This is a genomic window from Lentzea alba (assembly GCF_047445655.1).
Taxonomy (GTDB): Bacteria; Actinomycetota; Actinomycetes; order Mycobacteriales; family Pseudonocardiaceae; genus Lentzea; species Lentzea alba_A.
On the sequence record NZ_JAJAEG010000001.1, the window covers coordinates 128920 to 148483 of the forward strand.

19 protein-coding genes and 1 pseudogene are annotated in these 19564 nt (G+C 69.1%); 12 read left to right on the plus strand and 8 right to left on the minus strand.

What is annotated here, in order from left to right:
* Position 1: 1 nt before the first annotated feature.
* The 8 genes and pseudogenes from LFM09_RS00625 to LFM09_RS00660 all read left to right on the plus strand — a co-directional run.
* The gene (locus LFM09_RS00625) at positions 2 to 862 is read left to right on the plus strand and encodes an FAD binding domain-containing protein (protein ID WP_414094215.1); all 861 of its coding nucleotides are present in this window, start codon (positions 2 to 4) and stop codon (positions 860 to 862) included.
* Entirely contained in the window at positions 853 to 1314 is a 462-nt protein-coding gene (locus tag LFM09_RS00630) for a (2Fe-2S)-binding protein (protein WP_414094216.1), read from the plus strand. Before LFM09_RS00625 ends, LFM09_RS00630 begins: the two co-directional genes overlap by 10 nt.
* Positions 1311 to 2663, plus strand: a complete 1353-nt coding sequence (locus tag LFM09_RS00635) for an 8-oxoguanine deaminase (RefSeq protein WP_414094217.1) — start codon at positions 1311 to 1313, stop codon at positions 2661 to 2663. The genes LFM09_RS00630 and LFM09_RS00635 overlap by 4 nt, the downstream gene beginning before the upstream one ends.
* Positions 2660 to 4846: a molybdopterin cofactor-binding domain-containing protein gene (locus LFM09_RS00640; RefSeq protein ID WP_414094218.1), complete on the plus strand. Its 2187-nt coding sequence runs from the start codon at positions 2660 to 2662 to the stop codon at positions 4844 to 4846. The genes LFM09_RS00635 and LFM09_RS00640 overlap by 4 nt, the downstream gene beginning before the upstream one ends.
* Before the next feature lie 29 nt (positions 4847 to 4875).
* Positions 4876 to 5337, plus strand: coding sequence for a nucleoside deaminase (locus tag LFM09_RS00645; RefSeq protein WP_414094219.1), 462 nt, complete (start codon positions 4876 to 4878; stop codon positions 5335 to 5337).
* Positions 5338 to 5431: 94 nt separating this feature from the next.
* Positions 5432 to 6835 (plus strand): NCS2 family permease, encoded by a 1404-nt coding sequence (locus LFM09_RS00650; protein ID WP_414094220.1) that lies wholly within the window; start codon positions 5432 to 5434, stop codon positions 6833 to 6835.
* Positions 6836 to 6891: 56 nt separating this feature from the next.
* The gene (locus LFM09_RS00655; RefSeq protein ID WP_414094221.1) at positions 6892 to 7977 is read left to right on the plus strand and encodes an XdhC family protein; all 1086 of its coding nucleotides are present in this window, start codon (positions 6892 to 6894) and stop codon (positions 7975 to 7977) included.
* A pseudogene (locus tag LFM09_RS00660) lies at positions 7874 to 8194 on the plus strand (gamma-glutamylcyclotransferase); the annotation flags it as partial. The gene LFM09_RS00655 and the pseudogene LFM09_RS00660, both read left to right, overlap by 104 nt.
* Before the next feature lie 123 nt (positions 8195 to 8317).
* On the opposite strand, the gene LFM09_RS00665 reads toward LFM09_RS00660, so the two are convergent.
* From LFM09_RS00665 to LFM09_RS00690, 6 genes are all read right to left on the minus strand, one after another.
* Positions 8318 to 8974, minus strand: coding sequence for a hypothetical protein (locus tag LFM09_RS00665; protein WP_414094222.1), 657 nt, complete (start codon positions 8972 to 8974; stop codon positions 8318 to 8320).
* Positions 8971 to 9594 carry a response regulator gene (locus tag LFM09_RS00670; RefSeq protein WP_414094663.1) on the minus strand — a complete coding sequence of 208 codons (624 nt, stop codon included), beginning with the start codon at positions 9592 to 9594 and terminating at the stop codon, positions 8971 to 8973. Before LFM09_RS00670 ends, LFM09_RS00665 begins: the two co-directional genes overlap by 4 nt.
* A 434-nt stretch (positions 9595 to 10028) precedes the next feature.
* Complete coding sequence (locus LFM09_RS00675) at positions 10029 to 11183, minus strand: sensor histidine kinase (protein ID WP_414094664.1); 1155 nt, start codon at positions 11181 to 11183, stop codon at positions 10029 to 10031.
* A 9-nt stretch (positions 11184 to 11192) separates the two neighbouring features.
* Positions 11193 to 11918, minus strand: a complete 726-nt coding sequence (locus LFM09_RS00680; RefSeq protein WP_414094223.1) for an ABC transporter permease — start codon at positions 11916 to 11918, stop codon at positions 11193 to 11195.
* Positions 11902 to 12795 (minus strand): ABC transporter ATP-binding protein, encoded by an 894-nt coding sequence (locus LFM09_RS00685; RefSeq protein WP_414094224.1) that lies wholly within the window; start codon positions 12793 to 12795, stop codon positions 11902 to 11904. Before LFM09_RS00685 ends, LFM09_RS00680 begins: the two co-directional genes overlap by 17 nt.
* A gap of 73 nt (positions 12796 to 12868) precedes the next feature.
* On the minus strand, positions 12869 to 13777 hold the full coding sequence (locus tag LFM09_RS00690; RefSeq protein ID WP_414094225.1) for a LysR family transcriptional regulator: 909 nt from the start codon (positions 13775 to 13777) through the stop codon (positions 12869 to 12871).
* A 70-nt stretch (positions 13778 to 13847) separates the two neighbouring features.
* On the opposite strand from LFM09_RS00690, the gene LFM09_RS00695 reads away from it, so the two are divergent.
* Positions 13848 to 14753: an SDR family NAD(P)-dependent oxidoreductase gene (locus LFM09_RS00695; protein WP_414094226.1), complete on the plus strand. Its 906-nt coding sequence runs from the start codon at positions 13848 to 13850 to the stop codon at positions 14751 to 14753.
* A gap of 3 nt (positions 14754 to 14756) precedes the next feature.
* Positions 14757 to 15569, plus strand: a complete 813-nt coding sequence (locus tag LFM09_RS00700) for an SDR family NAD(P)-dependent oxidoreductase (RefSeq protein WP_414094227.1) — start codon at positions 14757 to 14759, stop codon at positions 15567 to 15569.
* On the opposite strand, the gene LFM09_RS00705 is transcribed toward LFM09_RS00700, so the two are convergent.
* Entirely contained in the window at positions 15562 to 16152 is a 591-nt protein-coding gene (locus LFM09_RS00705; protein ID WP_414094228.1) for a TetR/AcrR family transcriptional regulator, read from the minus strand. The two genes, LFM09_RS00700 and LFM09_RS00705, sit on opposite strands and share 8 nt — an antisense overlap.
* A gap of 79 nt (positions 16153 to 16231) precedes the next feature.
* On the opposite strand from LFM09_RS00705, the gene LFM09_RS00710 reads away from it, so the two are divergent.
* The gene (locus LFM09_RS00710) at positions 16232 to 16561 is read left to right on the plus strand and encodes an antibiotic biosynthesis monooxygenase family protein (RefSeq protein WP_414094229.1); all 330 of its coding nucleotides are present in this window, start codon (positions 16232 to 16234) and stop codon (positions 16559 to 16561) included.
* Positions 16562 to 16576: 15 nt separating this feature from the next.
* Positions 16577 to 18919: an ATP-binding protein gene (locus LFM09_RS00715; protein ID WP_414094230.1), complete on the plus strand. Its 2343-nt coding sequence runs from the start codon at positions 16577 to 16579 to the stop codon at positions 18917 to 18919.
* Here LFM09_RS00715 and LFM09_RS00720 read toward each other — a convergent pair.
* Positions 18885 to 19484, minus strand: coding sequence for a DUF305 domain-containing protein (locus LFM09_RS00720; protein WP_414094231.1), 600 nt, complete (start codon positions 19482 to 19484; stop codon positions 18885 to 18887). The genes LFM09_RS00715 and LFM09_RS00720 overlap by 35 nt on opposite strands.
* Positions 19485 to 19564 lie beyond the last annotated feature (80 nt).

Consider the following 19564-nt stretch of genomic DNA (forward strand, 5'->3'; position numbering starts at 1 on the left):
GATGGACTTCCTTCGACCGGAAACGCTTGCGGAGGCGTTGGAGCTGAAGGCCTCCCGGCCGGACGCCGTGCCGATCGCCGGTGGCACGGACGTCATGGTGGAGCTCAACTTCGACCACCGCCGCCCGGCCGCCCTGATGGACCTGACCCGGGTTCCCGAGCTGACCACGTACTCCGAGGGGCTGCGGGTCGGCGCGGGTGTGCCGTACGTGCGGATCATCAACGAACTGGGCTCCCAGCTGCCGGGCCTGGCCATGGCCGCACGAACGGTCGGGTCGCCGCAGATCCGCAACCGCGGCACGGTCGGCGGCAACCTGGGCGCGGCCTCCCCCGCCGGGGACACGCACCCGGTGCTGCTGGCGTCGGACGCGGTGATCGAGGTGGCCTCGGTGCGCGGGACGCGGATGATCCCGGCTGCCGAGTTCTACGTTGGTGTCAAACGGAACGCGTTGGAGCGCGACGAACTGATCGTGGCGGTGCACCTGTCGCCTGCCAAGGGGCCACAACAGTTCTCCAAGGTCGGTACGCGCAACGCCATGGTGATCGCGGTGTGCTCGTTCGCGATCTCGCTGTTCCCCGCGGAGAACCGGGTCGGCGCGGCGGTCGGGTCCGCCGCTCCCACACCGCGACGCGCCCACGAAGCCGAGCAGTTCCTGGCTTCCGAACTGGACTTCGCCAGCCCGAAGCCGCTGCTGGACTCGGTGAAGCGCGAGTTCGGCGAGCTGGTCTCGCAGGCCGCGTCGCCGATCGACGACGTGCGCGGCTCGGCGGCGTATCGCAAGCACGCCCTGGCGGTGATGGCTCGCCGGACCTTGGGCTGGGCCTGGCAGGAACTTCTGGATGGGGAGCAGCAATGCGCGTGAACGTGACCGTCAACGGCGAGCAGCGCCAGGCCGACGACGTGTGGGAGGGCGAGTCGCTGCTGTACGTGCTGCGCGAACGGCTCGGGCTGCCCGGTTCGAAGAACGCCTGCGAGCAGGGCGAGTGCGGCTCCTGCACGGTCTACCTGGACAACGTGCCGGTGTGCGCGTGCCTGGTCGCCGCCGGGCAGGTGCAGGACCGCGAGGTGCGCACCGTGGAAGGCCTCGCCGACGGCGACCAGCTGGACCCGGTGCAGGAGGCGTTCGTCGAGGCGGGCGCGGTGCAGTGCGGGTTCTGCACGCCCGGTCTCGTCGTGGCGGCGCACGACCTGCTGGACCGCGTGCCGGCGCCGTCCGACCCGGAGATCCGCGAGGCGCTCGCCGGGAACCTGTGCCGCTGCACGGGGTACGAGAAGATCCTGGACGCCGTGCGATTGGCGGCGTCGCGCCGATGATCGTCCTCGACCGCTGTGCGGTGTCCACTGTGGATTCGGCCGGTACCGAGCACGCCTCGGGTCACGTCGTCATCGCTGATGGCCGGATCCAGTCCGTCGGGTCCGGCGCATCCCCGCGCCCGTACGAGTCCCACACCTACGTCGACGCGTCGTCGTGCCTGGTCACGCCGGGGCTGATCAACACGCATCACCACCTGTACCAGTGGGCGACGCGCGGGCTGGCTCAGGACGCGACGCTCTTCGAGTGGCTGACCACGCTCTACCCGGTGTGGCGCGGGCTCGACGACTCAGTGACGCACGCCGCGGCTTCGGCAGGCCTGGCCAAGCTGGCGCTGACGGGCTGCACGCTGGCCGCCGATCACCACTACGTGTTCCCGTCGGGCGGCGGTGACGTGTTCAACGCGCTGGTGTCGGCCGGGCGGCGGATCGGGATCCGGCTGGAGGCGATCCGCGGGTCGATGGACCGCGGTGAGTCCCAGGGCGGGTTGCCGCCGGACAACCTGGTCGAGGACACCGAGGCCGCGCTGATCGCGACCGAGCAGGCGATCGGCGACTACCACTCCACCGCTGACGACGCGCTGATTCGCGTTGCCGTTGGGCCCTGTTCGCCGTTCTCGGTGTCGCGGGAACTGATGACCGGGGCTGCTTCTCTGGCACGCCGCCACGGCGTTCGGCTGCACACGCACCTCGCTGAAACGCTGGACGAGGAAGAACAGTGCTTGGCGGAGAACGGTTGTACGCCGACCGAGTACGCCGAACAGCTGGGCTGGCTGGGTTCTGACGTGTGGCTCGCGCACACCGTGCACCTGTCGTCGGACGCGGTGAAGCGACTGGGCGCCACTTCGACCGGTTCGGCGCACTGCCCGACGTCCAACGGGCGACTGGGCACCGGGATCGCACCGGTGCGCGACCTGCTGGACGCCGGTGCGCCGGTCGGGCTCGGTGTCGACGGTGCCGCGTCCAATGAGGACGGTGGGCTGGTCGTCGAGCTGCGCGCGGCGTTGCACCAGGCGCGCCAGCGGGGCGGACCGCGTGCGCTGGACGTCCGCAAGGCGTTGTGGATGGGCACGATGGGCGGGGCTCGGGTGCTCGGCCGCGACGACTCGCTGGGCTCGATCGAGCCGGGCAAGGTGGCGGACCTCGCCGTGTGGGATCTGTCCGGAATGGACTACGCGGGCATCGCGGACCCGGTGGCGGCACTGGTGCTGGGCACGCCCCCGCCGTTGAAACTGTTGATCGTGGGCGGTGAGGTCGTCGTGCGGGACGGGGTTCTGCTGACGGCGTCGACCGACGAGCTGGCGCGTGACCTCTCCGCGGCCAGTCTGAAGCTTCAGGAGGCAGCGCGATGACCCTCACTCCCGCCGAACTCACCTCCGCGGTGTCTGGTGGCATCGGGACGTCGCCGCAGCGCCCGGACGGCAATCTCAAGGTGCGCGGCGAGTTCGCCTACGCGTCCGACCTGTGGCACGAGGACATGATCTGGGGCGCGACCCTGCGTTCTCCGCACCCGTACGCCCGGATCATGTCCGTCGATCTGACGGAAGCGTTGAAGGTGCCAGGCGTCTACGCGGTGCTGACGCATTCGGACGTGCCTGGGCGCAACCTGTACGGGTTGGAGCACAAGGACCAGCCGGTGCTCGCGGTGGACGTCGTGCGCTACCAGGGCGAACCGATCGCGCTGGTCGGTGCCGACCACCCCGAGACGGCTCTGCGCGCCATGAAGAAGATCGCGGTGGTCTACGACGTGCTGGAGCCGGTGGTCGACATGGAGACCGCCGTGGACGACACCCCGCTGCACCCCGGTGGCAACCTGGTGAGACACGTCCCGATCCGCCGTGGTTCGCAGGACGTCACCGCCGACGTGGTGGTGACCGGGCGGTACGAGGTCGGGATGCAGGACCAGGCGTTCCTCGGGCCGGAGTCCGGGCTCGCGGTGCCGGCCACCGACGGTTCGGTCGACCTGTACATCGCGACGCAGTGGCTGCACGTCGACCGCGACCAGATCGCGGCCGCGCTGGGGTTGCCGCAGGACCAGGTGCGGCTGACGTTGTCCGGTGTCGGTGGCGCGTTCGGCGGCCGTGAGGACCTGTCGATGCAGGTGCACGCGTGTCTGCTCGCGCTGCACACCGGCAAGCCGGTGAAGATGGTCTACAACCGCGAAGAGTCGTTCTACGGGCACGTGCACAGGCACCCGGCCGTGCTGTACTACGAGCACGGCGCCGATCACACCGGCAAGCTGGTCTACGTCCGCACGAAGATGTATCTGGACGGCGGCGCTTACGCCTCCTCGACTCCCGCTGTGGTGGCCAATGCGGCGACTCTGGGCGTTGGGCCGTACGAGGTCGACAACGTCACGGTCGACGCGTATGGCGTCTACACGAACAACCCGCCTTGCGGCGCGATGCGTGGATTCGGTGCGGTGCAGGCCGGGTTCGCCTACGAGTCCCAGATGGACAAACTGGCTGAGGCCCTGGGAATGTCGCCCGTCGACGTCCGGGTGCGCAACGCGATGACCGAGGGTTCCGTGATGCCCACCGGGCAGGTCGTCGACTCGGCCGCGCCCGTGGCCCAGCTGTTGAAACTGGTGCAGGACAAGCCTTTGCCCGCCGGAACCTCCACCGACATCCGCGAGCTGCCCGGTGGTGTTTCGAACACCACGCACGGCGAAGGTGTCGTGCGTGGCGTCGGATATGCCGTCGGTATCAAGAACATCTGCTTCTCCGAGGGCTACGACGACTACTCAACCGCGCGCGTGCGCGTGTCGATGGTCAACGGCGAGTTGGCCGCTGCTGTCCACACCGCTGCCTGCGAGGTCGGCCAGGGCCTGGTGACGATCATGCAGCAGATCGTGCGGACCGAGCTCGGCATCGAGCTCGTGACCGTGCTGCCGATGGACACCACGATCGGCAACGGCGGCTCTACCTCGGCCTCGCGCCAGACCTACGTGACCGGCGGCGCCGTGAAGGCCGCCTGTGCGGTGGTTCGCGGCCTGCTGGACGGCCGGACCGACATCGGCGACGAGGTGATCGACGAGACCGTCGAGTGGCGTCACCGCGCGACCGAGCCGTTGGATCCCGAGACCGGACAAGGCAATGCGCACGTCCAGTACGGCTTCGCGGCCCACCGCGCCGTGGTCGACGTGGACGTCGATCTCGGCCTGGTGCGCGTCGTGGCACTGGACTGCGCGCAGGACGTCGGCAAGGCGCTGAACCCGCAGGCCGTGGTGGGCCAGATCCAGGGCGGTTCCGCCCAGGGACTCGGCCTCGCGGTGATGGAGGAGATCCAGACCTCCGGCGGCAAGGTGCGCAACCCGTCGTTCACCGACTACCTCATTCCGACCGTGCTCGACATGCCCCCGATGAGCATCGACGTGCTCGAACTCGCCGATCCCCATGCCCCGTACGGCATCCGCGGCGTCGGCGAACCGCCCACCATCTCGTCCACCCCGGCGATCGTGGCGGCGATCCGCGCGGCGACCGGCCTGGCGCTCACCCGCGTCCCGGTCCGCCCGGAACATCTCACCGGTACTTGAGTTTGATCATTTTGGGAGAGTTTCTCGCTGTGAACGCACATCTGCTCGCCACCATCGACCTGGCCACCCGCAACGTGGCCTCCGGCGGAGGCCCGTTCGGCGCCATGGTCGTCCGCGACGGCCAGGTCATCGCCACCGGCGTGAACCAGGTGACGCCCACGCTCGACCCCACCGCTCACGCCGAGGTCGTCGCGATCCGCGCGGCCTGCCGGGCGCTCGGTGACTTCCGTTTGACCGGCTGCACGCTGATCTCCTCGTGCGAGCCGTGCCCCCTGTGCCTGTCCGCCGCCCTCTGGGCGCGGGTGGACAGGGTCGTCTACGCCGCCGACCGCCACGACGCGGCGGCGGCCGGTTTCGACGACCGCGAGTTCTACGAGCTCTTCAGCAAGTCCCGCGATGACTGGGACCTGCCCGTGCACCAGATCTCCACAGGCGAGGACAACGCCCCGTTCACCGCGTGGATGTCACTCGCGACTCGTATCGACTACTAGGCCAAAAGCCTTTTTTCGCTGACCGGAGCTTGCATCGCTTAATTGCGTTCCGGCGTTGGAACGCGCCCACCGGCATGGGAAAGGCCGCCCCTCCATGACTCAGTTACGAACCCGGCAGTCGTCTGCCCTGGATCAGTTCTTCCGCATCAACGAACGCGGCAGCACCTTCGGCCGTGAAGTGCGCGGCGGCATCACGACGTTCGTCGCGATGTCCTACATCGTGCTGCTCAACCCGCTGATCCTCGGCGCTTCCGCCGACATCACCGGAGCCAAGCTCACCATCGCCGAGATCACCACCGCCACCGCTCTCGCGGCCGGCGTGATGACCGTCCTGATGGGACTCGTCGGCAACGCACCGCTCGCGATAGCCGCGGGCCTCGGCGTGAACGGCGTGGTGGCCTTCCAGATGGCGCCGACCATGACGTGGGCGCAAGCCTTCGGCCTGGTGGTGCTGGAGGGCGTGTGCATCGTGATCATGGCCGCCTCCGGCGTCCGCGAACGGATCATCAACGCGATCCCCGAACCGTTGAAGATCGCGATCACCGTGGGCATCGGCCTCTACATCGCGTTGGTGGGCCTGGTTTCCGCCGGTTTCGTGACCCGCACGCCGGACGCCGTCGGCTCGACCGTGCCCGTGCGGATGGGCATCGACGGCCACCTCAGCGGCTGGCCGATCGTGATCTTCTGCCTCGGCCTGCTGCTCATGATCGTCCTGATGGCGCGCGGCGTGCCCGGCGCCGTCCTGATCAGCATCGTGGTGGCCACGGTCGTCGCCGTGATCGTGAACTCCGCGTTCAACGTCAAGGGCTGGGGCCTGGTCGAGCCTTCGTTGCCTTCCTCGGTGGTCGGCTCACCGGACTTCGGCCTGTTCGGCAGGGTGGACCTGTTCGGCGGCTTCGTGTCGGCGGGCGTGATCGCGGCGACGATCTTCCTGTTCACGCTCGTGCTGTCCGGCTTCTTCGACGCGATGGGCACCATCACCTCGGTGTCCGACGAAGCGGGCCTCACCCGTGACGGCCGCGTCGAGGGCATGGGCAAGATCCTCATGGTCGACGGCGCCGGCGCGATCGCCGGTGGCGTAACGGGTTCAGCTCCGAACACCGTGTTCCTGGAGTCGGCGGCGGGCGTTGGCGAAGGCGCCCGAACCGGCCTGGCCTCACTGGTCACCGGCGGTCTGTTCCTGGTCGCGTTGCTCTTCACCCCGCTCGCCACCGTCGTACCCGCCCAGGCAGCGGCCCCGGCGCTGGTGGTGATCGGCGGCCTGATGATGACCCAGATCCGCCGAATCCCCTGGCAGGACACGGACTTCACCATCCCGGTGTTCCTGACCGTGGCCATCATCCCGTTCACCTACTCGATCACCAACGGCATCGGCGCCGGCCTCGTGTCCTACGTGGTCCTGCGCGTCTGCAAGGGCCGCTGGCCGGGCTGGCTGATGACGAGCCTCGCCCTGATGTTCGCCGTGTACTTCGCTGTGGACCTGATCAGCGGCAAGTGACCCGCGAGCCTCGGCCAGGCGGCCACCTGGCCGAGGCTCTCGTTCCTGGAGGTCTCATGCGTGACCTGGCATCGACTTTGCTGTCGTGGGACCGCTTCGCGGTCGCCTCGGTGGTAGCCGTCCGCGGCAGCGCACCCCGCCCGGTGGGCGCCGCGATGGCGGTCGGCCCGTCCGGCGAGGTGATCGGCAGCGTGTCCGGCGGCTGCGTGGAAGCCGAGGTCTACGAACTCGCCTGCACCGTGCTCGCGACCTCCTCGCCCGCCTTGGCAACGTTCGGCTACTCGGACGACACCGCTTTCTCTGTCGGCCTGACGTGCGGCGGCTCGCTGGACGTCCTGGTGCAGCGCGACAGTCCTTCTCTGCGCTCGGCCCTCCAGGCCTCTTTGGACGGACACCCCCTGTCGGTGCGCTTTTCCGTTGAGGGCCGCACTTTTGTGGAGTCGTGGCTGTCTCCGCCGCGCCTGCTGGTGTTCGGCGCCATCGACCACGCCGCCGCCGTGGCCGAGATCGGGCGCTTCCTCGGCTACCACGTCACGGTGTGCGACGCCCGCCCGCTGTTCGCCACTCCTTCACGCTTCCCTGCTGCCAATGAGGTCGTCGTCGACTGGCCGCACCGCTATCTCGCTTCGACGCCGACCGACTCCTCGACAGCCGTGGTGGTTCTGACCCACGACCCGAAGTTCGACATCCCCGTGCTGACCGAGGCGTTGTCCCGCCCGTTGGCCTTCGTCGGCGCCTTGGGCTCCCGCCGCACGCACGCCGAGCGCCTTTCACGGTTGCGCGCGGAGGGCGTTTCGGACGCCGCACTCGCTCGCCTGCGTTCACCGATCGGCCTGGACCTCGGCGGCCGCACCCCTGCCGAGACCGCTGTGTCGATCGCCGCCGAACTGGTCGCCCTGCGACACGGCGGCACGGGCCTGCCGCTGTCCACGCTGTCCTCCCCGATCCACTCCCCAGGTCAGGAGAACCATGGCACTGATCTTCCTCAACGGCGGCGGCATGCAGGGCGGCCCGCTGCACTCGCAACTCCAGGGCACCCCGATGGTCTGCCGAGCCCGCAGTGCGCCCAAGTACCGGTACTTCTCGGTGCGGGGGAAGTTCCCCGCGATGCACGAGTCGGGCTCGGCCTCGGTGGTAGGTGAGCTCTACGACCTGCCGCTGAAGATCCTGCGCGACCACCTCGTCCCCGCCGAACCACCGGAGCTGGAGATCGGCGTCATCGAACTGGAGGACGGCAGCGCCGCCCTGGCCACCGTCCTGCGGGACGCCGTCCTGGACTCACCGCTACTCCAGTCGGGTGACATTCGAGACATCTCGTATCTGGGCGACTGGCGCGAGTTCCTACATCGCGAGGGGTGAGGGAGTGGCAAGGGGGAGTTGCCGCAGGCGGCGGGGCCAACCGAAGTGGCCCCGCCGCGGGGGACTGCGGCGGCGCTGCCACTCACCGGGCCTGACCACCACCGGGCCCGGTTCGACCCGCCCTCAGTTCAGCGCCGCGCTGACCTTGGCGAGCTGCTCCGGGATGAAGGACGTCCCGTTGTGCGGGCAGCGGTCGCTGTAGGCGCCGTCGCAGATCCAGACACCGTCGCGCTCGCGCCAGTTCGCGCGGCCCCACTGACCCTGCTCGTCCAGCAACAGCCCGGCGAGCAACTCCGGCTCCTCGACCCAGGTCAGCTCGGCGAGAGCAGCGGCCACGCGATCGGTGGCGCCCAGCGGCACGTCGGCGTCACCGAGCATCGGCAAGAGCAACAGCAACGACCGCGCGTCGGTGGCCACGCCGTCCAGCTCCCGCCACGACAGCCCCGGCCCGCGGAACGAACCTTCGTCGCTGGCGAGGAGCAGCGCCTCCCCCGCCGCCGGGTCGTGGAGCACGTAGTCGACGCCCGCGTCACCTTCGAAGTTGCGGTAGATCACACGAATCACGCACCCGCTGAACACGGGCACGCTGAACACCGGCCAGCGGTCAGCCGAACCGAGCTCGGCGTGAAGCTCCTCGGCCGCCTCCCAGTCCGCGCCGAACGCGAGCTCCTGCGCCTTCTCGTCACGCAGCCACGACCCCAGGTGACTCGGCCAGAACAACGGCCGGTCCAGGTACTCGTCGCCCTCGACGAGCGGATCGTTCTCAAAACCCGGAATCACCGCTCACGCCCCCTCAGCAACCCGCGCTCGTAAGCCACCGCCACGGCCGCAGCCCGGTCCGAAACCCCGAGCTTCGCGTAGACGTGCAGCAGGTGTGTCTTCACGGTCGCCTCGGAGATGAACAACGCCGCCGCCACCGCGCGGTTGGTCGACCCCTTAGCCACCAACGCCAGCACGTCCAGCTCCCGCCCGGACAACGGCTCCAACGCAGGTTCACGCACCTGCCCCAACAGCCTCGTAGCCACCGCGGGCGACAACACCGCCTCGCCCGACGCCGCCGCGTGAATGGCGCGATGCAGCTCGTCGCGCGGCGTGTCCTTCAGCAGGTAGCCGGTGGCGCCGGCCTTGATCGCGGGCAGCACGTCGCGATCCGTGTCGTAGGTCGTGAGGACCAGGACGCGGCACGGATGGTCGCGCAGCCGTTCGATCGCGGAAAGCCCGTCGGAACCCGGCATCCGCAGATCCATGAGCACCACGTCGGGCGATACCGCCGTGACGACCGCGACGGCTTCGTCACCCGAGGCGGCCTCGCCCACCACCGAGAAGTCCGGTGAGGCGAGCATGCCGCGCAGGCCGTCGCGGACCACCGGGTGGTCGTCGACGATCACCAGGCGGATCACGGACCGCACGCCTTCACAAACACCACACCACTCACGCACGCTCCCCCGTCACATCCACGGACATCCACGCCACTCACGCCCACACCCCCGTCACATCCAAGCCACTCGCACGGGCCCCCCAGGCCGACGCCGAACCGCGCGCCTTCACGAACGCCACTCACACACGCAGCCGCTTCACATCCACGCCAGCCACGCGGGCACCCGACCACACGCCCTCACGACGCCACTCACGCACACTCCCCCGTGACATCCGCACCACTCACACGGACACGCGCGCCGATACCGGACCGCACACCTTCACGAACGCCAGACCAGTCATGCACGCTCCCCCTTCACATCCAAGCCAGCCACGCAGGCACCCGCGCCGACTCCGGACCGCACACCCTCACGAACGCCAGACCACTCACGCGCGCTCCCCTTCACCTCCGCGCCACTCACGCGGGCACCCGTGCCGAGATCGCCGTCCCCGCTCCGATCTCCGACTCCACGAACAGCGCGCCGGACAGCCGCCCGACCCGGTGCCTCATCGCGGTCAGGCCGAAGCCCGACGACGGCACCGCCAGGTCGAAGCCCACGCCGTCGTCGCGGACGTCCAGGGTCACCACGTCCTCCATGTACGACAGGGTCAGGCCCACGCGGGTGGCCGAGGCGTGCTTCGCCACGTTCGACAGGGCTTCCTGGGCCGTGCGCAGCAGGGCGACTTCCACGTCCGGGTGCATCACGCGCACGGAACCGGTCAGGGTGACCGACACCGGCACGCCAGACACCGAGGACCAGCCCGAGGCGACTTCGCCCAGCGCCTCGTGCAGCGCCGCGGAGTCCAGAGCCGGCGGGCGCAGGGCGTGCACCGAGCGGCGGGCTTCGGCCAGGTTCGAGCGGGCCAGCGAGGCAGCCACCGACACGCGGCGTTCCCAGTCGGCAGGCGTGGCCGCGGAGAGTTGCGTGATGATGCCCGCCAGGCCTTGGGCCAGCGTGTCGTGGATCTCGCCGGCCATGCGATGGCGTTCGTCCTGCACGCCGGCCTCGTGTGCCTGCACCAGCAACTGTGCGTGGAGGCCCTCGTTCTCCTCCAGCAGTTCCTTGCGCAGGCGCGCTTGTTCGGTTGTCACGTGGCCGACGAACGTGAAGGTGCACGCCACCACCAAGAAGATCAGCAGCAGCAACCAGAAGGCGGGTCGTGCCTCGGGAGGTGGGTAGCCGCCGAACAACGAGAACGTCGCCAGCACGGCGGTCACCCCCACCGCGATGAAGATCCAGCGGCCGCGCAGACACGCGCTCGCGTAGATGTAGACCGCGTAGGACACCGCGCCGAACAGGTCGTCGCGCAGGCCGAGCACGCCGTAGAACACGACCAGGCCGCCGACGAACACGGCCATCAGGTCGGCACGGCTGTGCCACGCGGGGTGCAGCGTGAACCACCACGCCATCCACGCGTAGCCGAACGCCACGACGCCGTAGGTGATCCAGCGTTCGGATGCCGTGTGGTCGGTGAAGATCGTGTACATCACCGTGGTCACGGTCAGCACGAAATACGGGATCACGTGTGCGATGAAAGCGAGCCTGCGCTCCCACCTGTCCAACGCGGCCATGTCCACGAACTACTCCCAGCGGAACGTTCTGGCCGCGACGGTACCCGCCACGAGGCTCACCAGCCCCATGATCGCGAGATGCCTCCAGTCCGGCGCGGTGCCGAGCCACGCCTGTTGCAGCGCCTCCACGCCGGGAGGCGAGTACGAACCGATCGTCTGAACCACATTGGGCAGCATGAACCGCGGCAGGTACACGCCGCCGAAGAACATCAGCAGCATGAACACCGCCGTCGCCCAGCCGCCGGCCGCTCGCGCGTTCGGGGCCAGTGCGGCGATCACCAGGCCCAGCGCGAACGTCCCCGCGCCTCCCAGCACCACGGCACACGCCAGGCCGAGTGGATGGTGAGGCAGGTCGACGCCGAAAACGACGTATGCCACCAGGATGGTGACGAGCACCGACAAGATCGCTGCGGAGAAGTTGACCACCATCTGACCGACCAGCAACCGCGCCGGATGCATCGGCGTCGTGGACAACCGCCGCAGCACACCCTTCTCGCGATACGTGGCCACAACCGTCGGCACGCGCTGCAACCCGATGAACGCCAGCGTCAACACCACCAGCGAAGACATGTAGCTGTCGATGAAACGCATGCCGCCGAACTCGGGTGCGGGCGTCCGCAGCATCGGCACCGCCCCGAGCACCAGCAACAACAACGTCGGGAACACCAGCGCGAACAACGAGTTCAGCCGATCGCGAACGAACAGCCGCGCTTCCACCTCAATGATTCGCCACATCACTACCCCCGGTGAGCTCAACATAGGCGTCGTCCAACGAAACCTGGTCAACACGCAGCTGCCGCGCCACGATCTGCTTACGCGCCAACAAAGAAGTCACGGCGTGCAGCAGGTTCTCCGACCCGCTCACGACGAACTGCTCCCCCACCATCTCCACCCCGGAAACCTCCGGCAAAGCCAGCAAAAGCGAAGAATCCAACGCGGCAGAAGGAACGAACCGAACCCGCGATGAACCGTCCACACGCGACACCAGCCCGGAAGGCGTGTCCAGAGCAGCGATCCGCCCGTCGCGGAACACGGCCACCCGGTCGCAGAGCCGCTCGGCTTCCTCCATGAAGTGCGTGACCAGCAGGATCGTCACGCCGGCCGCCCGCACCTCCTCGATCACCGACCACGTGTCCCGCCGCGCCTGCGGATCGAGCCCGGTCGTCAGCTCGTCCAGAATGGCCACCCGCGGCGACCCGATCAACGCCAGTGCGATCGACAACCGCTGCTTCAACCCACCCGACAACTTCCCGAACTCCACCCGTAGGTGCTCAGAAAGCCCAAGCCGCTCAGACCAGTCAGCAGGAGACGGGTAGAACGACGAGAACAGCGACAACGCCTCACCGACCCGAATCCGTTCGGGCAGCTCCGAAGCTTGCAGCTGCACCCCGATCGCGGAACGAACGTCCGCAGGCGCCTGCCCCAGCACCGACACACTCCCCCGGTCCGGCGTCCGCAGCCCCGACACGCACTCGACGGTCGTCGTCTTGCCCGCCCCGTTCGGCCCCAGAATGCCGAAGATCTCCCCCTCGGCGACCTCGAAAGACACCGAGTCCACCGCGACGCGAGGCCCGTACCTCTTGCCCAGGTCGCGCACTTCGATGATTGCCATGCCACAAGCCTCGAAGAACACAACCCGAAGATCATCGAACAACGAGCCACACCCGCATCAACCGATCGGTTGACTACTCCGTCTCCAGAACGGCTGAGCGCAAAGCGGCGGCCACGCGCGCGACCGGCTCCGGCACCGGTCCCGGCAGCCGCGCGAGCAGAACCCGACGCTGCTCGGCAGGCCCACCGCGCACCGGCAGAATCCGCACCCCGTCAGGGAGAACCGCGCCCAGCGACGTGGGAATCGTCGTGATGCCGAACCCCGCCGCGACCAGCTGCAGCTTCGCCAGCCAGTCGCGAGCGGTGTGCGCGACGACGGGTCGTTCGTCCAGCCCCGGCCACACCCCCATCACCCAAGGGTCGCCGGGACCCGAGATCCACCGCTGGCCACGCAGGTCGTCGACGTCGATGAAGTCGTTGCGCGCCAACGGATGTGCCGAAGGAACAGCCACGCGCAGACTGCGCTCGACGAGGGTGTCGACCTCCAGCGCTGGAATCTCGTCGTCCGGAGCGCGGAACGGCGGCGACGACGAGATCAACGCGACGTCCAACGTGCCCGCACGCAGCGCGCGCACCAACGCCGGTGTGCTCCCCTCACGCGTGACCACCGTGATCGACGGGTGTGTGCGCGCCAACGCCGTCAGCGCCTGAGGAAGCAGCCACGCCCCAGCAGTCGCGAACCAGCCGAGCCGGACGGTGCTCGCGTCCTCAGGCAGGCCAGCGAGCTCCCGCGTGCCCGCGTCGATCTCGTCCACCACGACAGCCGCGCGCCGCAGCACGAGCCGCCCGGCCGCGGTGAGTCGCACGCCGTCGTGGCGCCGCTCCAACAACTCCGCCCCTGCCGCTCGTTCGAGGGCAGCGATCTGCCGCGACACCGCGGACTGCGTGTAACCCAGCGCTGTCGCCGCCGCGGTCAACGTGCCACGCTCGGCAACCTCGCGGAACACGCGCAACGCGACCAGCGACGCGTCGGTGAAGGCCATGACATCTACGCATACCTCACTTGACACATTCTCGCTACCCGCATACCTCTGAGCGGCCTAGCGTCGAGGCGTGATCAAGACTCAGTTCGGATTCAGCAGCACCGCCGCCGAGGTCGCCGAGGGCATCGACCTGCCGGGAAAGCGCGTGATCGTGACCGGCGCGTCCTCCGGCATCGGCGTCGAGACCGCGCGGGCGCTGGCCGGCAGGGGCGCCGAGGTCACCCTCGCCGTCCGCAACACCGACGCGGGCGAGAAGACCGCCCAGGACATAGGCGGCAACGTCCGCGTCGCGCAGCTGGACCTGACCGACCTCGCCTCCATCGACGCGTTCGTCCGCGGCTGGGACGGCCCGCTGCACGTCCTGGTCGCCAACGCCGGCGTGATGGCCACCCCGCAGCGGTACACCGACCAGGGCTGGGAATGGCAGTTCGCCACCAACCACCTGGGCCACTTCGCCCTGGCCACCGGCTTGCACCCGGCGCTCAAAGCCGGCCGCGCCCGCATCGTCGTCGTCAGCTCCACCGGCCACATGCTCTCGCCCGTCGTCTTCGACGACGTCAACTACGCGTTCCGCAACTACGACGCGTGGACCGCGTACGGCCAGAGCAAGACCGCCAACGTCCTGTTCGCCGTCGAGGCGACCCGCCGCTGGGCCGAGGACGGCATCACCGCGAACGCCCTGATGCCAGGCCAGATCTTCACGAACCTGTCGAGCCACCTCGACATCAACCGCGACGACCTCAACCTCACGACGATGAAAACGGTGGAGCAGGGCGCGGCGACGTCGGTCCTGCTGGCCACGTCGCCGCTGCTGGAGGGCATCGGCGGCCGCTACTTCGACGACTGCAACGAGGCCCCGGTCGTCGACAGCCGCAAGGAGGCGCCGCCGCTGCACGGTGTCGCGCGCTACGCCGTCGACCGCGACAACGCCGCCCGCCTGTGGACGTACTCCGAGACCCTCCTCGCGAAGGCCTGAGCCATGACGATCACGCTGGTCACCGGCGCCACCCAGGGCCTCGGCCTCGCACTGGCCCAAGGGCTCGCGCAACGCCTGGAGCCCACCGACACCGTCTACCTGACCGGCCGCGACCTCAGCAAGATCACCGCCGCCGTGCAGGCCGTGCCCGGCGGCGGCGCCCAAGTCCGCGGCGAACTGCTGGACGTCGCGGCCCCCAACGCGGCGGCCGACCTCGCCAAGCAGATCGAGGAACGCCACGGCGGCATCGACATCGTGTTCGGCAACGCCGTCATGCGCATCGGCCCCGACGACAACCCGCGCGAGATCATCGACGACTACACCGAGGTCAACAACTTCGGCACCACCAGGCTGCTGAAAGCCTTCGCCCCACTGCTCAACGACAACGGCAGGCTGCTCGTCGTCGCCAGCTCGCTCGGCACCCTGCACCACCTGGCACCGATCCTGCACAAGCGCTTCACCGAACCGTCCTCTTTGGACGAGCTCGACGAGCAGATCGCGAACTGGCGCGACGCGGTGAAAGAGGGCCGCACCAGCGCGTGGCCGGCCTTCGTCAACATCCCGTCCAAGATCGGCCAGGTCGCCGCAGTGCGCATCCTCGCCTCACAACACGACTACCTGGCGCGCGGCATCCTGGTCGCCGCCGTGTGCCCAGGCATGATCAACACACCGACCTCCGCACTGTGGTGGGACGTCAGCACGGCACCGACTCCGGCCCAGGCAGCGGAAGCGTTGCTGGACCTGGCACTCAAGCCGGTCAAGCCGCAGCACTACGGCGAGCTCGTGCGCTTCGGAGAGGTCGTGCCGTTCAGCTGATCCGCTGATCCAGCCCGTGCACCACCTGGTCGAGCAACGTCTGGATGACCGCCTCGTTGTACTCGGTCCGCCCCGGCGTGATCATCCGCGACGTGGCCTCGACCATCGCGTGCACGAGCATCGCCCGCAGCTGCGCGCGCTGCACCCCGGCCGTCTTGAAGACGCCGACCAGCGGCGCCAGCAACCGTTCGTGCTCGGCCCTGATCTGCTCACGCGACGAGTCCGGCAACGTGTGCGCGGACAGGGCCACCACCGCCCCGTGACTGCCGTCGGTGATGATCGCCAGCTCGGTACGCAGGTAGGCCTCGATCTTCTCCGGCACGGACGACGCGCCGTTGACCGCGTCCTCCAGCTTGTCCGCCCACTCCGGCAACGCGTCCGACACGATCGCCGCGACCAGTTCCTCGCGCGACCGGAAGTACTCGTAGAGGCTCGGCCGGGACAACCCCACGCGTCTCGCGAGCGACGCGAGCGTCAGCGCCTCCGCCCCCTCGGTCGCCACGATCTCCCGCCCCGCGTCCAGCAGGGCGCGCAACCGGTTGGCGCGGTGCTCCGCCACGGTGTCGGCGCTGATCCTCGGCACCCCGGGATCCTATCGCGCTTGCTTTCCCGACGGGGAGTTGGAATAGTTCCCGACAGAGCGTCGGAATCAAGGAGGGCCCATGTTCATCGCGACGAACCGCCTGTTCGTCCCCGCCGAGCGTGCGGAGGAGTTCGAGGCCCACTTCCGCAGCAACATGCGCACGTTCCTGCCCGGCGTGCCCGGCCTGCTGCGCAGCACGCTGCTCAAGCCGACCAAGGAAGACCAGCCGTACGTGTCGGTCAACGAGTTCGAGTCCGAGGAGCACTTCCGCGCCTGGGTCGCCTCCGACTCGTTCCGCGAGGCGCACAAGCGCAACCGCGGCATCGCACGGCACGTGACGGGCAACGCCGTCGAGACCTTCCAGCACGCCGAGGACCTGGTGCTGCCGCAGCAGCGCGTCGAGCAGTAGGCGATACTCCCCCGTGTGGGGGACGTCCGATTCCTGATCCTCGGCCCACTGCGGGCGGAGGTCGACGGACGCCCGGTCGCACTGCCCACGGGTCGTGGCCGGGCCATCCTCGCGAGGCTGCTGGCCAACGCCGGACAGATCGTGGAACTCGACGAACTCGGTGACGCCTCGTCCACACGCACCGCCGTCAGCAGGCTGCGGCGCGCGCTGGGCGAGGCGAACTGCATCCAGACCCGCGGCACCGGCTACCTCGCCCACGTCACCGACTCCGACCTGCTGGACTTCCGCGCGTTGCGCGACGAAGGCCGCTACGCCGAAGCCCTCGCGTTGTGGCGCGGCGAACCGTTCGAGGACGTCGACGGTGTGAACGACATCGCCGAGAAGCTGACCAACGAACGCAAGGCCATCGAGGCGCTCGTGCCCGTGCCACGGCAGGTACCCGCCCCTCTCGCCCAGTTCGCCGGCCGCGAGAGAGAACTCACCGCACTGCACGACACCGGGCCGGTCACCGTGCTCAGCGGCACCGGCGGCGCGGGCAAGACCACGCTCGCACTCCAGTGGGCCAGCACCACCGACTTCCCGGCCGGGCAGCTGCACGTCAACCTGCGCGGCTTCGACCCGACCGCACCCGCACGGCCGGAGGAGGTCGTCCGCGGCTTCCTCGGCGCGCTCGGCGTCCCTCCCGACCGCGTGCCCGCAGGCTCCGCCGACCAGGCCGAGCTGTACCGGAAACTGGTGCGGGGCAAGCGAATGCTGCTCCTGCTCGACAACGCCCGCGACGCCGACCACGTGCGCCCGCTGCTTCCCCGGGACCCGGCGTGCCGCGTGCTGATCACCAGCCGCAACCGGATGGACGACCTCGACGCCGCCAAGCTCCGCCTCGACGCCCTCGCTCAGGCCGAGGCGGAGGAGGTGCTGGCCCAACGGATCGGGCGCGACCGCGCGGCAGCCGAACCCGAGGCGGTCGCCCGGCTCGTCACGCTCTGCGGCGGCCTCCCGCTCGCACTCGCGATCGTCGCCGCCCGCGCGGAACCCGGTCTTCCGCTCGGCGCGCTGGCCGACGAGCTGGCGGGCGACGTGCTCGACTTCCTCGACACGGGCGACGAGACGACGAGCGTCCGTTCCGTGTTCGCGTGGTCGTACCAGCGGCTTTCCGTTCCGGCACAGCGACTTTTCCGGCTGCTGGGTGTCCATCCCGGACCGAACCTGTCAGCCGCCGCCGCGACCAGCCTCATGGGCGAGCCGCCGCCGTTGGCGGAACTCGCCGACGCCGGACTCGTCACCGTGCACGCCGGCCGTTACGAGCTACACGACCTCGTCCGCGCGTACGCACGCGATCTCGTCACGGAGGAGGAGAAACGCGCTGCGCTGCGACGGATGATGGACCACTACCTGCACAGTGCGCACTTCGCAGACGCCCGGATCCACTCGTTCCGGTCCAAGGTCGTCGTCGATCCTCCAGTCGCCGGAGTCGTGCCGGAGATCGTGCAGGACCACGAGGAGGCACGGCACTGGTTCACGGTCGAGATCGCCGTACTGGCCGCCTCGTGCGAGCTGGCCGCGGCCAACGGACTTGACCGCCACACCTGGCAGCTGGCGTGGTCCGTCCGAACCTTCCTCGACCTCATCGGCGGCTGGCACGAGGCGCTCTCCCTGCTCGAAGCGGGGCTCGCCGCCTCAAGGCGTCTCGGAGACGACAACGGGTCCGCGATCATGCACCAGCTGATCGCGCACACCCGACACCGACTGGGCGAGATGCCGGCCGCCGAGGCGCACCTCACCGAGGCATTGCGACTCAACGTCCGCACCGGCAACCTCGACGGACAGATCCGCACGCACCGCAACTTCGCGCACTGCATGGAAACCGTGGGCGACCTGAACCGCGCGCTCGTGCACGCCTGGCAGGCGGCGACGCTCAGCGAACGCGCTGGCGACACCTCGGGCCTCGCCGGAGCCACCAACCAGGTCGGCTGGTACCTGGGCCTGCTCGGCAGGCACGAGGAGGCGTTGGAGCAGTGCCGGATCGCGCTCGCGCTGCATCTCGGCTGCGGCGACCGGCTCGGCGAGGCCAGCACGCTCGACAGCATCGCCTACAACCTGCACCACGTGGGTGACTTCGCCGGCGCGATCGAGCACTACCGGCAGTCGCTGGTGGTGTTCGAGGCGATCAGCGAGCAGTTCGAGATCGCCACCACCATGGTGAACCTCGGCGACACGTACGTCGCGACCGGCGAGGTCACCGAGGCCCGCCAGGTGTGGGAAGAGGCCGAAACGATCTACGACCGCCTCGGCCACGCCGACGTCGCGAAGGCCCGCCGCCGTCTCACAGAGTGGGCAGCAGCGCCTTCATCCGGTTGATCTCGTCGGACTGCGTGGCGACCACGTCGTCCGCCATCTCCTCGACCTGGACGTTGGTGCCGGCCGCCCGCACGTCCGTCGCCATCTTGATCGCACCCTCGTGGTGCTTGATCATCAGCTCCAGGAACATCCGGTCGAAGTCCTTGCCCCGCGCGGCACCCAGCGCGTTCAACTGCTCCTGGGTGGCCATGCCCGGCATCGCGCTGTGGTCGGCGTGCCCGCCAACCACGTTGAACGTCCGCTGCCACTGCTTCATGGCGCCGATCTCGGGCTCCTGACTGAAGCGGATGCGCTCTGCCAGGCCTTTCACGGTCTCGTTCTGCGCTCGTTCGGGCGCGAACCGAGTCATCGCGAGCGCCTGTTCGTGGTGGACGATCATCATCTCCACGTACTGGCGGTCGGCGTCGTTCGGCGCAGGCTGCTGCGCACGAGATGCGTCCGAAGGGGCGATTGTCGGCGCCGAACCGCCGGGTGTGTCCGGCGCGATGATCGGCGCCGACTCCGGCTCCGACGTACAGCCTGCCAACGCCACTACCAGCGCGATCACCGCGACCCCAGTACGCATGGTTAGCGAGAATACCCTCCGAAAGACGCTGGCCCTTAGCAAGGCGAAAGGTACATACTCCCCCTCACCAACCCGTACTG